The sequence below is a fragment of the Sphingopyxis sp. A083 genome (genome assembly GCF_001468495.1).
In the GTDB taxonomy this organism is placed as follows: domain Bacteria; phylum Pseudomonadota; class Alphaproteobacteria; order Sphingomonadales; family Sphingomonadaceae; genus Sphingopyxis; species Sphingopyxis terrae.
In genome coordinates this window covers 91,975-106,046 of sequence record NZ_LNSK01000002.1, presented here as the reverse complement: position 1 = coordinate 106,046, position 14,072 = coordinate 91,975, and the positions used below count along the sequence as shown (strand labels likewise).

Here is a 14,072-nt window from a genome sequence, read left to right as displayed (position 1 = left end):
GCGGTTGGAAAGGACGCCGATGCCCCCCTCGACGCCCAATACGGACGCGATTTTCGAAGCCCTGGTTGCCGATCGCAACAATCCCGCGGCGCTGCGCAAGCGCATCGAAACGCTGGAGTTTCTCCTCGAACGCAGCTTCACCATTCCCGGCATCAATCGGCCGGTCGGGCTCGACGCGATCGTCGGGCTGGTGCCCGTCGTCGGTGATGTCGTGACCGCCGTCATGGGGGCCTATATCATCTGGGAAGCGCGCAATCTGGGCATGCCCAAATGGAAGCTGTGGCGGATGATGGGCAATCTCGGCGTCGATACCGCGCTTGGGGCCATCCCGCTTGTCGGCGACGCCTTCGACTTTCTGTTCCGGTCGAACACGCGCAACCTGCGCATCATCCGGAAGCATCTCGACAAGCATCACCCCGGAACGATCGTCATCGACCAGTAGGCGGTTCCCATCGGGTGTCCGATAGTGCTAGCACAGCAGCTTCAGACCCTGCTCATGGAGACCGAGATGACCCGCGCCCGCCTTGCCGCGCTCGCCCTTGCCTGTTCGCTGTCCGCGGCGGCCTTTGCCGCGACCGATACCGACCCCTGGCTGTGGCTGGAGGATATCGAGGGGGCGAAGGCGCTGGCGTGGGTGAAGGCGGAAAATGCCGCGACCGACAAGCTGATCTTGAACCGCCCCGGTTTCGAACAGGATCGGGCGCGCGCGAAAGCGATCCTCGACGACGACCGCCAGATTGCCGACCCCGGTCAGGTAATGGGCGATACCATCACCAACTTCTGGCGCGATGCGGACCATCCGCGCGGCATCTGGCGGCAAAGTCCGCTGAGTGCCTATCTCGCCGGAACGCCCGAATGGACGACGCTGATCGACGTCGACGCGCTCGGCAAGGCGGAGGGGCAAAGCTGGGTCTGGCACGGCGCCGACTGCCTTGCCCCGACCTATGCACGCTGCCTCGTCTCGCTCAGCCCCGGCGGCACCGATTCGGACGTGGTGCGCGAATGGGACCGCACCACCGGTCGCTTCGTGGCCGACGGCTTTGCGTTGCCGCAGGCGAAGAGCGCGGTGGCATGGGAAGACGCCGACACGCTGCTCGTCGCCACCGACTATGGCGAAGGTAGCATGACCGCGTCGGGCTATCCGCGCATCGTCAAACGCTGGAGGCGCGGCACGCCGCTCGCCAGCGCAGCGGTCGTCGCCGAAGGCGAAGCGAGCGACGTCGGGATCAACCCGATCGCGATCGACGACGGCAAGACGCGCTGGGTTCTCATTGCCCGCAACAAGAGCTTCTATACCAGCGACTATAGTATCCGCGCCGCCAACGGCTCCGGCTTCGTCCCGGCGCCGATCCCCGACACCGCCGACCTGCGCGATGTCATCGGCGGTCAGGCGATCATCTTCCTCAACAAGCCCGCCGACGGCTTCGGCGAAGGCTCGCTCGTCGCGCTGTCGCTCGCCGACGCAGCGACCGGACGCCCCTCGAAAATGGAGGCCGTGATGGCGCCGACCAAGGCGCAGGCGATCGAGGAGGTCAGCGCGACCGACAATATTCTCTGGGTTAAGGCGCTCGACGATGTCGAAGGCAAGCTGTTCGCACTGCGCCGCGATCCCGCGAGCGGCACCTGGACGCAGCGCGAGGTGCCGCTGGCGGCCAATGCAACGGTCCATCTCGCGGGCGCGATCGCCAAGCGCGACACGATCTTCGCAACCGCCGAAACGATGCTCGACCCGCCGACGCTCTATGCCGTCACCGACGGCGCCGCACCGCGCGTCGTGCAAAGCCTCCCCGCGACCTTCGAAGCCAAGGGCATGACCGTGGAAAAGCGCTTCGCGACATCGAAGGATGGCACCAAAATCCCCTATTTCCTCGTCCGCAAAGCCGGCGCCAAAGGCCCCGTCCCCGCCTTGATCCACGCTTATGGCGGCTTCCGCGCCGCGCAGACGCCGGGCTATCTGACTGGCCAACCCTATCGCGCCGGCCCGCTCGGCCTGTTCTGGGTCGAGGACGGCAACGCTTACGTCCTCGCCAATATTCGCGGCGGCGGCGAATATGGCCCCGCCTGGCATCAGGCGGCGCTGCGCGAAAAGCGCCAGAACAGCTTCGACGACCTCCACGCCGTCGCGGAAGATCTGGTCAAGACCGGTATCAGCAGCAAGGGCAGGATTGCCATTTCGGGCCGCTCGAACGGCGGGGTGCTGGTCGGCGCCGCGATGACGCAGCGCCCCGATCTTTATGGCGCGGTCATTGCGGGCTCGCCGCTCGAGGATATGAAGCGCTATAACAAGCTGCTCGCGGGCGCTTCGTGGGTTGCCGAATATGGCAATCCCGACGATCCCGCCGACTGGGCCTTCCTGTCGAAATATTCGCCCTATCAAAATGTCCGCAAAGGCGTGAAATATCCGCCGATCTTTCTGTACCTCTCGACGAAGGACGATCGCGTCCATCCCGGCCACGCCCGCAAATTGGCCGCAAAGCTGCAGGATTACGGCAACCGCGTCTATTATCACGAATATCTGGAGGGCGGCCACTCGGTCGGCGCCGACCATGCCGAGGACGCCGTGCGCGCGGCCATGCTCCACGCCTTCCTGCTGCGCGAACTGGTTGAGCGGAAATAGCCGGTCGCTCAGTTCGTACCATCGCTGTGCGCCGCGGCAGCGCGCTGCGGCAGCGCGAGGATCAGCGTGACGATCGCGATGGCAAGCACCGCCGAGGCACCGGCGCGGCTCAGCGCCAGCCCGCCATGGTCGACCGGCTTGTCCAGAAAATCACCGACCACGGCGCCGAGCGGACGGGTCAGGATGAAGGCGGCCCAGAACAGCGCGACATGGCTGATCGCGGTGCGATAATAAGCGATGGCGAGCAGCGCGAGCAGCGCACCGAAGATGATCGCCGACCCCAGGTAGCCGAGCGGGCCGTCGGCAATCCAGTCGCCGAGCGCGGTGCCCAGCGTCTGCGAAAAGGTAATCGTCAGCCAGTAATAGAGCTCGGCCCGCGGCTCGTGCACCGACTGGATCGAGATGCTGCCGAGCATCCGGTGCCAGACCGCGAGCGATGCCAGCACCGCGCCGAGCAAGAGCAGCGAACCGCCGGGATAGCCGATACCGAGCGAGCGCGTGGCAAAGTCGGCCATTGTCGTGCCCGCCGTCGTCGAGGCGATGATCGTCGCCCAATAGAGGAAGGGATGAAAGGCGCGCGCGCGAATCTGCCAGACGATCAGCATCGCCAGCACCGCCGCAAAAATCGCGGTGCCGACCAGATAGCCCAGATTCATCGACATGCTCACCGTGTCACCCGCGGTCTCGCCAAAGGTGGTCGCCAATATCTTGATGATCCAGAAACCCAGCGTCACCGCCGGCACCTTGGTCAGCACCTGCTTTTCCCTATCGGTCATTTGCATCTCCTTTTGTGGCGCACGATTAGCGCGGCGGAGCGTTTCGCCCTATAAGCAGGCGCTTATTCCCGTCCCGATAAGCGGAAGTGCCATGCCATCTATCCAGTCTGCGCCCGGTAGAAGCCGCTTTTCGCCCCGTCTGATCGGCCCGATCGCCGTGGTGGCGCTTCAGGCCGTCGCTGCGAGCTATTTCGTCGTCGACGGCATCGACGATCTGATCGAACAGGCCGGACGCGGCTTCAGCGTCGAGGTGATGATGGAATGCCTCGTCGCCCTCGCCCTGCTCGCCGGCGTCGTGCTCGGCGCGCGCCATCTGCGCCGGATCGCAGGCGACCTCGCGCGCGCCGACGATGCGCTCGCCCGCGCGCGCGGCGCGCTCGCCGACCATATTGCCCATCGCTTCGATACCTGGTCGCTGACGCGCGGAGAAAGCGACGTCGCGCTCTTCGCGCTCAAGGGCTGCGACGTAGCCGAAATCTCCCGGCTTCGCGGCGCTGCGCCGGGCACCGTGCGCGCGCAACTCAGTCAGGTCTATGCCAAGGCGGGCGTCGGCAGCCAGGCCATGCTGATGTCGCTGTTTCTGGAAGACCTGCTCGACACCGATCCCGCCGCGGGGCCGCAACGCGGCGAGTGAGGGGCGTCGATCGATTGGGTCGCCGCTGGGACGCCACGCGATCGCCGATACCCGCACGTAATGGATGGAACGGGACTCGATCCTGCCGCATCGTCGGCGGAACCCAGCCCTGTGATCTGCGCGACGGCCGCCGCGAGCGTGGACCGGGAGACGCGAAAGGGCGTAGCCGATACCGTTCATATCGGCTGCAACGACGATAGCGATCCTCTTGCGCCCCGCCCATGATGCGATGGCAAAGATCGCAGGGCGTATCACGCAGGGGGGCGGCCTTCCGTTCGGGCGCGCGGGCGCGACCGAGAGCGGGCGGAGCATGGCATAGAGGCGCGCTAAGTCACTAAAAAGACGCCAAGCCTTTATTCATATATACATTGGTTTTAATGTATATTGACATCAATATCAACATGGCTCAGCTTCTTGGCAGGAGAAAGCTCCAGCCGGCTACCGGCACAAAATCAGGGGAGAGAATATGCTACACATCCGGCCCGCTCGCATTTCGCGCACGGTCAGCCTTCTCGCGTTGGGAATCGCCATCGCGACTCCCGCGGCCGCTCAGCAGGGGCCACAGGCCGAGGAAGCAACGGACGGCAATCTGATCATCGTGACGGCGCAGAAGCGCGAAGAAGCCATTCAGGATGTGCCGATCGCGATATCGGCCTTCTCCGCCGAGGCGCTCGACAATTACAAGATCGAAAGCGGCTCGGAGTTGCTGCGCGCGGTCCCGAACGTGAATTTCTCCAAGAGCAATTTCAGCATGTACAACTTCTCGATCCGCGGGATCGGGACCAAGGCGATTTCGGCGTCCAGCGATCCCGCGGTCGCGGTGAGTTTCAACAACACGCCGCTGATCCGCAACCGCTTGTTCGAATCCGAACTCTTCGACATGCAGCGGGTCGAGGTGCTACGCGGCCCGCAGGGAACGCTTTATGGCCGCAACGCCACGGCGGGGGTGGTGAACCTGATTCCCGCGTTGCCCGATGACATGTTCGGGCTCGATACCAAGGTCGAGGTCGGCAACTACAAGACCATGCGGGCCAGCGGGATGATCAACGTCCCCATCACCGACACGCTCGCGATCCGCGCTGCCGGCGCACTGACAAGCCGCGACGGGTTCGACTACAACACATTTACCCAGCGACGCGTCAACGGCCGCCAGCTCTGGTCGACCCGCCTGTCGATGCAGTGGAAACCCAGCGATCGCCTGAAAATAAATGCGATCTGGCAGCATTTCGATGAAGATGACGATCGGTCGCGCACCGGCAAACAATTGTGCACGCGCGATCCCGGCCCGGCAGAGATCAATGGCATCCGGATTCCCGATGGGACGCAGCCGGGCGTCGTCACGCCGCTTGAAGAGAATCTTCGGGGGCGCTTCAGCCAGGGTTGCCAATCCGCGTCGCTTTATGACGATGCCGCCTATGGCACGCCGAACGGATCGGGCCTTGCCTTTGTCGTCGCCGGTCAGGTGGTCATTCCGATGGGCCTTCCGCCGGGCAATTCCTTTCAGCAGGTCTATGCCTTCCTTCCGACCGATCCTTTTGTCGATGCAACCCAGTCGCGCAACCTCAGGGAAATCGCGACCGGCTATGATCCGGTTTTTCGCGCCAAGAACGATATCTTCCAGGGTAATGTGGAATTCGACGTCACCGATGCCCTGACCTTCGTGTCGCAGACCGCCTATGCCCGCGATCGCTACTATTCGTCGCAGGACTATAATCGCTTCGTATCCGGACCGTTGTTCAGCGATACGACCGGGCTGCTCGACCCGCAAACAGGGGTTCCGATAAGCCAGGCTCATGCCGCGCCGGGTGGCATTTTCTGCGACCCGCAGCTGGGCTGTTCCAACCGGCTGCTGGCGGTCGATCTCAGCCGGTCGCGCAATCGCCAATGGTCGCAGGAGTTTCGTCTGCAATCCTCCTTCGACGGACCGTTCAATTTCAACCTTGGCGTCAATTATCTCGATTTCAAAACGCAGGACGACTATTTCGTTTTCAACAACGCCTTCACCTACATCGCATATAATCTGTACAATCGTTCGCCCCCCTATGGCACGACCAATTACGACCCCTGCCCGATCGGAACGACGGGAAGCGATTGCGTTTACGTCGACCCCAATCCAATCGATTCCCTCGATGAAAGGGCCATAATTATTTTCTCAGCCGCAATCTGGTGCGGACGAAATCCTGGGCGATTTTTGGTGAGGCTTATTGGAACGTCACCGAAAATCTGAAGATCACCGCAGGCCTGCGCTGGACCAAGGACAAGAAAACCACCACGCCGGTGCAAAGCCAGTTGCTGCTTGGCGGCGGCGGCGGGACCATCGGGACGAGCGGCGGCAATGTAAGCTTCGGATATCCGACCGATCCCGATGTCGTCCAGAAATGGTCGGAACCGACGGGCCGCATCGTGATCGACTGGAAGCCCGATCTGGGCTTTGCCGACCAGACTCTGATCTATGCGTCTGCCTCGCGCGGTTACAAAGGCGGCGGCACCAACCCGCCGCGCCCAAATCTGAACCCGCGTATCGTCCAGTTCCAGCCACTGCCGGCGACCTTCAAGCCCGAATATGTGACCGCCTTTGAAATCGGGACGAAGAACAGCTTCGACGGGGGGCGGGTCACGCTGAACGCGACGGCATTCTATTATGATTACGAAGACTACCAGATCTCGCAGATCGTCGATCGCATTTCGCTCAATGAAAATTTCGACGCGACGAGCTGGGGCCTCGAACTCGAAACCGCATGGCAGCCGTCGCGCGCTTTCCGGGTCGACGCCAATCTGGGATATCTGCGAACCCGCCTCAAGAAGGGTGCCCGATCAATCGACGTGATGAACCGCACACAGGGCAATCCGGACTGGGTGTTGCTGCGCCCGTGGATCCAGCTGCCATCGAACTGCATCGCGCCGCGAGAGATCGTCGAGAATATCCTCAGCAATCCCGTGACCCAGTTCGGCGTGGGCCTGAATGCCCTGCAGGCGTTGTGCGGTGGGTCCAAGGAAATGGGAACCTTCGACCCGTCCATCACCGACGGCTTGCCGCTCTATCAGTTTTACGGGTTCGAATATAATCCGATCACCGATGCACCCAACGGCGGACGCGGATTTTTTGCCGATCTGGAAGGCAATGAGCTGCCCAACGCTCCGCGCCTGACATTCAATATCGGTGCCCAATATACTATTCCCATCGACAATGGTGATTGGGAACTGACCCTGAGAGGCGATTATTACCGTCAGTCCAAAAGCTTCGCACGCGTATATAATAGCGCCTATGACCGCTTGAAGGGATGGGACAATGTCAACCTGGCGGTAACACTGATGCGGCCCGATGATGAATTGACATTTCAGTTCTACGTTAAAAATTTCTTCAACAAATCGCCCATCACCGACTTTTTCACCAACAGCGACGACACGGGATTAAGCACGAACGTATTTACGCTGGACCCAAGAATATTCGGCTTCAGTATCGCGAAGCGATTCTGAGGTCTATCTTCCAGCTTCCGGCGGGTCAGGCGAGTAAAATGGTCATACTGCCCGGCCTTCCGGTACTCGACCGGTTAAGCGACAGCGGGCTGCCCCGGCATAATGTTGCGCTTAATCTGGCCGTTGGGCGCCGCGGAATGGGGGCGTCGCTGAACGCGAACTGGAATGGCCCCGCGCGCGTCCGCTCGGACGCCGCCGCCGGCGCGACGGAATTTCGCTACCCATCCTGGGCTCAGTTCAATCTTGGGTTGTTTGTCGAGCCCGAACGGTGGCGCCGAATATCGCGCGCGCGCAATTGGGCATCCAATCTCAGAATATCTCTCGATGTTCAGAATATTCTGAACGGATACCAAGAAGTGACGGTTTTGGGCGCGACCAGGCGCCGCGGTTTGACGCGCGACGAAATCGACCCATTGGGCCGAACCATCCGCCTGAATATCCGAAAACAATTCTAGGGTCAGGACGCGGCTGGCGGAATTCCCGCCGGAAGCAGGAACAGGGGCAGGATACGGGCCATCAGGTCGCGCATCGCATCGTCTTTCTGGTCCAGCATGTCTCGCAAATAAGGGCCAATCACCGCGTCGCCGAATGCACTCACCGCTATCATCAGCACCGCTGCCCGTACCCGGTTCTGTGCGCCCTCGTCCGTCGATTGGCCAACGATCGCTTCGACGAGCGAGCAAACCGCTTCGCGCACGGGCTCAAGGTGCGCCACATCTCCCGACAGGATGATCCAGGCCGCGAGCGGCCCGGCACCGCCCTCGTCGAAGGCGTCGAAAACCCGATCCGTCACCGCGCGCGGCGCCGCGGCGTCGGTCTTGAGCAATTCGACCACATGGCCAAGTGCGACCGTCAGGTCGTTGATCATCGATCCCATCAGGGCAGACTGAAGGCTGGCGGCCGACCCGAAATGATGCAGGACATTGGCATGCGACATACCGATGTCGTCACCGATATTCGCCAGCGTCACCGCCCCGGGCCCGCCCTCAAGCAACAAGCGCCGCGCCGCCGCCAGCCCCTCCTCGCGAACTTCAGGGCCCAGCCGCTTGCGCCGCTTCACGCGCGGCATCGCTTCCTTTTGCATTGCATTGTTCCTTGCGGCCGTCCCACCCACCTGGGCCGAAATCCTCGGCGTCCTTAGCGCAAAGCGCTCGCCTGTCACAATCATCTGTGCCAAGGGCGGACACGCTACGCCCTCACCGTCCGATCTGATCGGCCTTGTCGCGCAGGTCGGCGGCCGCCTGATCCCTGCCGCGCCGTTCGAGAAGATCGGCATAGAGTCGCATGATGTCGGCGTTCAGCGGTTGCAGGCGATAGGCGAGCGCGATCATCGGCAGCGCGCGGGCGTCGTCGCCCTTTGCGGCCCAGGCCCGCGCCAATTCGCGCAGGATGACCACGTCGCGGTTGCCGATCCGTTGCCGCACCCGTTCGAAATGGGCGATCGCCTGATCCCAATGCCGCAAGTCCATCGCCAGATGCCCCGCCAGCCGTTCGGCGGCGAGGCTCGATGGCTGGCGATTGCGCAGCGCGAGGATCGCCGCGCCCGATCCCGCCGGATCGCCCGAGCGATACAGCGCGTTGGCGAGCCGCAGCGTCGTGCGCTCGCCCGCGTCGAGATCGCGCGCGGCACGATAGGCGGCGATGGCAAGATCATAGCGCTCGCCCGCCAGCGCCGCGTCGCCGAGCAGGATATGCGCGTCGGCGACGCCGCGATTGGCGTCGCGCAGCCGCGTCGCGCGCGCGATGGCCCGGGCATATTGGCCGCTTGCCATGTCGGCCGCGATCGCCGGGATCGCCTTTGCCGGATCGAGCGGGGCGGCATCGGCCGCCATCGCAACCAGGCCATAGTCGTTATCGACCGCAAAGGGTCCCGCCTCGCCGCGCGCCAGACTGGCGGCGCGCGCCTGATAATCCGCAGATACGCCGCCTCGGCCTTCTTCGGCAGCGACGCGTGCAGCAAGCAGCAGCGACCAGCTATCGGCGTCGCCGCGATCGACGATCGGTTGCAGCGCCGCCATCGCGCCGTCGTCGTCGCCATCGGCCCAGTTCGCCGCAGCCAGCACACGCCGCGCGGTGAAATTGTCGGGCTGCTCGGCGAGCAGCCGCTCGGCCCAGCTCGCGCCGACTGCCTCGCCGCCCAGTTGCAACTCGACGATGGCGCTCAGCAGCATGAAGGCCGGTTCGTCGTCCATCTGCCCGCGCGTGCGCTGGAGCAGGCTGCGCGCGAGCTGATAATTGTCGGCGCGCGCCGCGAGCACCGCCTGCAGATAATAGATCCGCGGATCGCCGGGGATCAGCGTCGCAGCGTGGCGCAACGCGACCAGCATGTCGCGATAGCGACCGATGTCGCCGAGCGTCGCGGCCTGATCGATCAGCGCCCCGGCATTGTCGGGATCGGCGGCGAGCGCCGCGTCGTACCAGCGCAGCGATGCGCGCAGCCCCTCCTCGGTGCGGACGAGATTGGCCTTCAGCGCCAGCGCGGCGCTGTTCGTTCCATCAAGTTCGATCGCATAGTCGGCCGCATCGCGGGCGCCCTTGATATCGGCATTGGCATTGCGGAAGCGCGCGACATCGACCCACAACATCGAATCGCGCGGTAATTCGCGCACCGCGCGGTCATAGGCGTCGCGCGCCGACGCAAGGTCGCCATTGACCAGATGGACGTTGCCCGCGACCCACGCCGCCTCCCCCATCATTTCGGGCGCGATCGGACCGCTGTCCAGTTCGTCGAAGGCGCGGCGGCCGTCGCCCTGCATCGCATAGGCGCGCGCGAGCAGCGGGCGCAGCACGGCGCGATTGCCGCCCGCCTCGATCGTCGCCTTGACCGCGGCCTCAGCCGCCACTCCGTCGCCAAGCCGGAACAATATGCGGATCAGCCGGATGCGCGGTTCGAACGATTGCGGATCGTCGGCGACCGCCCGTTGCAGTTCGGCGCGGCGTTCCTGCAGGTCGGCGCGCGAACCCGGCGGCTGCGGCGCGGCGCAGCCGGCGAGCGCCGACGCCGCGACCAGCACGGCCAGCCAAGGCCCGCGCCATGCCATTCAGGCCTGAATCCGATATTGCTTGAGCAGGTCGTAAAGCGTCGGGCGACTGATCCCGAGCAATTTCGAGGCAAGCGAGATATTCCCCTCGCTTTGCGTCATCGCGCGGCGGATCGCCACGCGGTCGGCGGCTTCGCGCGCGCTGCGCAGATTGAGGTGGCTTTCCCCGGGCTCGTCGCCGCGCCCCGCCATGTCGAGATCGTCCTTCGTCACCAGCTTGCCGTCGGCCATGATGACCGCGCGCTTGATCCGGTTTTCCAGCTCGCGCACATTGCCCGGCCAGCGCGCCGCATCGATCGCCTGCAACGCATCGGGCGCAAAGCCGCGCACCGCCGGGTTCATTTCGGGCGCATATTTATGCAGGAAATGCCGCGCGAGCAGCACCGCGTCGCCTGGCCGTTCGGCGAGCGCGGGGATCTTCACCACCATTTCGGCGAGCCGGTAATAAAGGTCATCGCGGAAGGCCCCTTGGGCGATCATCGCGTCGAGGTCGCGGTGCGTTGCACAGACGATCCGCGTGTCGACTGCAATCGGCTTGCGACCGCCGATGCGCTCGATCGTGCGTTCCTGCAGGAAGCGCAGCAGCTTCACCTGCAGCGGGAGCGGGATGTCGCCGACTTCGTCGAGGAACAGCGTGCCGCCGTGCGCCAGCTCGATCTTGCCCTCGGTGGTTTTGACCGCGCCGGTAAACGCGCCTTTTTCATGCCCGAACAATTCGCTTTCGAGCAGATTTTCGGGGATGGCGGCGCAGTTGATCGCGACGAAAGCGCCGTCGCGCCGCCCGCTCGCCTCGTGCAGCCCGCGCGCGAGCAATTCCTTGCCGGTGCCGCTGGCGCCGAGCAGCATCACCGACACGTCCAGGTTGGCGACGCGCTCGATCGTGCGCGCGACCTTCTGCATTTCGGGGGCGCCGGTAATCATGCCGCCGAGCACGCGATTATCGCCCGTCCCCGCCTCCGCGAGCCGCGCATTTTCGACCTCGAGCGCGCGGACGTGAAAAGCGCGGCGGACGATCAGGCCCAGTTCGTCGATGTCGATCGGCTTCTGATAAAAGTCCCAGGCGCCGTTCGCGATCGCGGCAAGGGCGCTGGCGCGCTCGCCATGCCCCGACACGACGATCACCTTGGTATCGGGCTTCAGCTCCAGGATCGCCTGCAGGATGCGGAAGCCCTCGCGCGTTCCGTCTGGATCGGGCGGCAGGCCGAGGTCGAGTGTGACCACCGAAGGTTCTTCCGCGCGCAGCAGGTCGATCGCGCTGTCATGGTCGCCCGCGACCAGCACCTCATAATCTTCATAGGCCCATTTGAGCTGCGTCTGCAGCCCCGGATCGTCCTCGACGATCAGCAGTTTCGGACGGGGCGCGCCGGTGTCGCTCATTGATTTACCGCTTTCCTGTCGTCCTGATCGTCATTCACCACGTCACGCCCGTCGGCGAGCGGCAGCCACAGCGAGAAATCGCTGCCCTTGCCCGGCTCGCTCGTCACCTCGATCCGTCCGCCCATCGCCTGCGCCAATCCCATCGCCTCGAACGCCCCCAGCCCGAAGCCGCCATCCTTGGTCGAAACAAAGGGTTTGAACAGTTCGTCGCGAATGAAGGCGCGCGTCATGCCGCTGCCCTGGTCGATGACATCGATCCGCACCCGGCCCTGTTCGGCGACCGCGATCAGTTGCACCGGCGTATCGGACGGCGAGGCGTCGATGGCATTGGTGACGAGATGCTGGACGATCTGGCGGATCGACGCCGCATCGCCCCACGCCGTCAGCCCCGCCTGACACCCGACGAACAGCGCGCGGCGCGCGCGCACTTCGGCTGCGACGTCGTTGAGCACCGGCTCGATCAGGACGCGTCCGCGCTCGCCCGCGGGTCCACGCCCGCGCGGCGACAGCCGTTCGAGCAGGTCGGACAGGCGCCCGGCCGAAATGCGCAGCGTCTCGATCATGTCGGCACGAAACTCCGGCTTGTCGGCATGGCGCTCGGCATTGCGCGCGAGCAGCGACAATTGGCTCGCCAGATTCTTGATGTCGTGCATGATGAAGGCGAAGCGGCGGTTGAATTCGTCGAAGCGCTTGGCTTCCGACAGCGCCTGCTGTCCCTGCGCTTCGGCCAGATAGCTCGCCGCCTGCTGGCCCGCGATGCGCAGCACGTCGAGATCCTCCCAGTCGAGCGCGCGCGACACTGGCGGGCGGTGGAGCACCACTACCGCGATCATCCGCTGAAAATGCAGCACCGGCACCACCACCCACGCCCGCGTATCGGAGAGCAGCCAGTCGGGAATCGCCAGATCCTCTGCCCCCTGCCGCTTGCCCGCGCGTTCAGCGTCGAGATCGACGATGTGCCGCGTTTCCTGAAGCATATAGGCCGATCGCGGCGACAACGACGCATCGCCCTGCCCCTCACCTTCGCCGGCGTCGGCCCAGCGCCACCGGTCGGCGGCCCGAAAACCGCCCTGCCCGTCGGGCACCAGCAGCAGCGCGCCGGGACTGCCCGTCAGTTCGGCAAGCGCCTTGGCCACGCGGCGGTGGAGATCGCCCCCATCCTCGCCCCCATTCTCACCATTGCCCGCCCGCTCACCGAACTGGCCCAACGTCGCGGTGAAGCGCAGCCATTCGGCGCGATAGTCATAGCGATGCTCGAAGAAATGCTTGGAGATCATCACCGACAGCCAGGCGCGCGTCGGCGCCGATAGCAGCAGCAGGCCGCCGATTCCCAGCGCCGCGATCAGGAAGATCCCCTGCGCCGCCTCTCCATAATCGCCGCCAATCAGCCGCGTGACCGCCCCGACGACGCCGATCAGCACCAGATAGGCGGCCGCCGCGAGCAGCAACATCCCCCGTGCCGCGACGCTGCGCGACAGGCGGATACGCTCGCGCCCGACGTCCATCGCGGCGAGCACGAACAGCGGCAGGATCAACAGCGCGACCGCGGGAAGCAGCGCGATCAGCGTCGTCGCGCGGGTACCGGTCAGCGCCCCGATGAACTGGATATTGAGCTCATAGGTCCACAGCATCGCGAAGCCGCCGGCGATTGCCAGCACCGGGGTGCGGATCGCGGCGCTCGCGCGGCGCACGCCGCCATCGACGACGATCAAGCCGCCGGTCGCGACGATCATCGCCGAAATCGCAAGCGTCGGCGCCGCCCAGGATTCGGCCGCATCGCCGCCCTGCCAGATCGACAACGCGCCGATACCGAACATCAGGAAACAGATGGTCAGCAGCAGTCGCTGAACCAGCCGCAGCGGCCGCCCCATCGGCGCCGCCGCACTCCAGAAACTGGCGCCGAGCCATAGCAGGATCGCCGCATCGCGCAGCGGTTGCACGACGAGCGCGGCCGCACTGTCCGGCCCCGCGAGCCACAAGGCGCCGCACCACACGGCCATCGCCGCCGCCGCCGCAATCGTGGCGCGCGGCGCGGTAAGCAAGGCCGCCATGCGCGCGCGCGGCCGCACGAGCAGCCAGATCGCGGCACCCGAAAAGCCGAAGGTTCCAAGCCCGGCGAGCAAATGCGTAAGGCCGGCGAGCAGCGTCAT

At 64.7% G+C, this 14,072-nt stretch carries 11 protein-coding genes; 6 read left to right on the top strand and 5 right to left on the bottom strand.

Annotated elements, in window-relative coordinates:
* Positions 1-19: 19 nt before the first annotated feature.
* Entirely contained in the window at positions 20-442 is a 423-nt protein-coding gene (locus tag ATE59_RS04640; protein ID WP_058811373.1) for a DUF4112 domain-containing protein, read from the top strand.
* Positions 443-508: 66 nt separating this feature from the next.
* Positions 509-2,617, top strand: coding sequence for a prolyl oligopeptidase family serine peptidase (locus ATE59_RS04635; protein WP_231737182.1), 2,109 nt, complete (start codon positions 509-511; stop codon positions 2,615-2,617).
* An 8-nt stretch (positions 2,618-2,625) separates the two neighbouring features.
* Here the strand turns inward: ATE59_RS04635 and ATE59_RS04630 are convergent, their stop codons facing one another.
* On the bottom strand, positions 2,626-3,393 hold the full coding sequence (locus ATE59_RS04630) for a COG4705 family protein (protein ID WP_058811848.1): 768 nt from the start codon (positions 3,391-3,393) through the stop codon (positions 2,626-2,628).
* Between the two features lie 91 nt (positions 3,394-3,484).
* Here ATE59_RS04630 and ATE59_RS04625 point away from each other — a divergent pair, with 91 nt between their 5' ends.
* The 4 genes from ATE59_RS04625 (at position 3,485) to ATE59_RS04615 (ending at position 7,959) form a co-directional block, all read left to right on the top strand.
* Entirely contained in the window at positions 3,485-4,027 is a 543-nt protein-coding gene (locus ATE59_RS04625; protein WP_058811371.1) for a helix-turn-helix transcriptional regulator, read from the top strand.
* 466 nt (positions 4,028-4,493) lie between these two features.
* Positions 4,494-6,254 (top strand): TonB-dependent receptor plug domain-containing protein, encoded by a 1,761-nt coding sequence (locus ATE59_RS18180; protein WP_231737181.1) that lies wholly within the window; start codon positions 4,494-4,496, stop codon positions 6,252-6,254.
* Positions 6,194-7,504: a TonB-dependent receptor domain-containing protein gene (locus tag ATE59_RS18175; RefSeq protein ID WP_231737180.1), complete on the top strand. Its 1,311-nt coding sequence runs from the start codon at positions 6,194-6,196 to the stop codon at positions 7,502-7,504. The genes ATE59_RS18180 and ATE59_RS18175 overlap by 61 nt, the downstream gene beginning before the upstream one ends.
* A 38-nt stretch (positions 7,505-7,542) precedes the next feature.
* Entirely contained in the window at positions 7,543-7,959 is a 417-nt protein-coding gene (locus tag ATE59_RS04615; protein WP_156416710.1) for a TonB-dependent receptor, read from the top strand.
* Between the two features lie 2 nt (positions 7,960-7,961).
* On the opposite strand, the gene ATE59_RS04610 is transcribed toward ATE59_RS04615, so the two are convergent.
* The 4 genes from ATE59_RS04610 to prsK are packed head-to-tail and all read right to left on the bottom strand — an operon-like array spanning position 7,962 to position 14,072.
* On the bottom strand, positions 7,962-8,666 hold the full coding sequence (locus ATE59_RS04610) for a TetR/AcrR family transcriptional regulator (RefSeq protein ID WP_231737179.1): 705 nt from the start codon (positions 8,664-8,666) through the stop codon (positions 7,962-7,964).
* 34 nt (positions 8,667-8,700) lie between these two features.
* On the bottom strand, positions 8,701-10,545 hold the full coding sequence (locus ATE59_RS04605) for a tetratricopeptide repeat protein (protein ID WP_058811368.1): 1,845 nt from the start codon (positions 10,543-10,545) through the stop codon (positions 8,701-8,703).
* Complete coding sequence (gene prsR / locus ATE59_RS04600) at positions 10,546-11,922, bottom strand: PEP-CTERM-box response regulator transcription factor (RefSeq protein ID WP_058811367.1); 1,377 nt, start codon at positions 11,920-11,922, stop codon at positions 10,546-10,548.
* Positions 11,919-14,072, bottom strand: coding sequence for an XrtA/PEP-CTERM system histidine kinase PrsK (gene prsK, locus ATE59_RS04595; protein WP_058811846.1), 2,154 nt, complete (start codon positions 14,070-14,072; stop codon positions 11,919-11,921). Before prsK ends, prsR begins: the two co-directional genes overlap by 4 nt.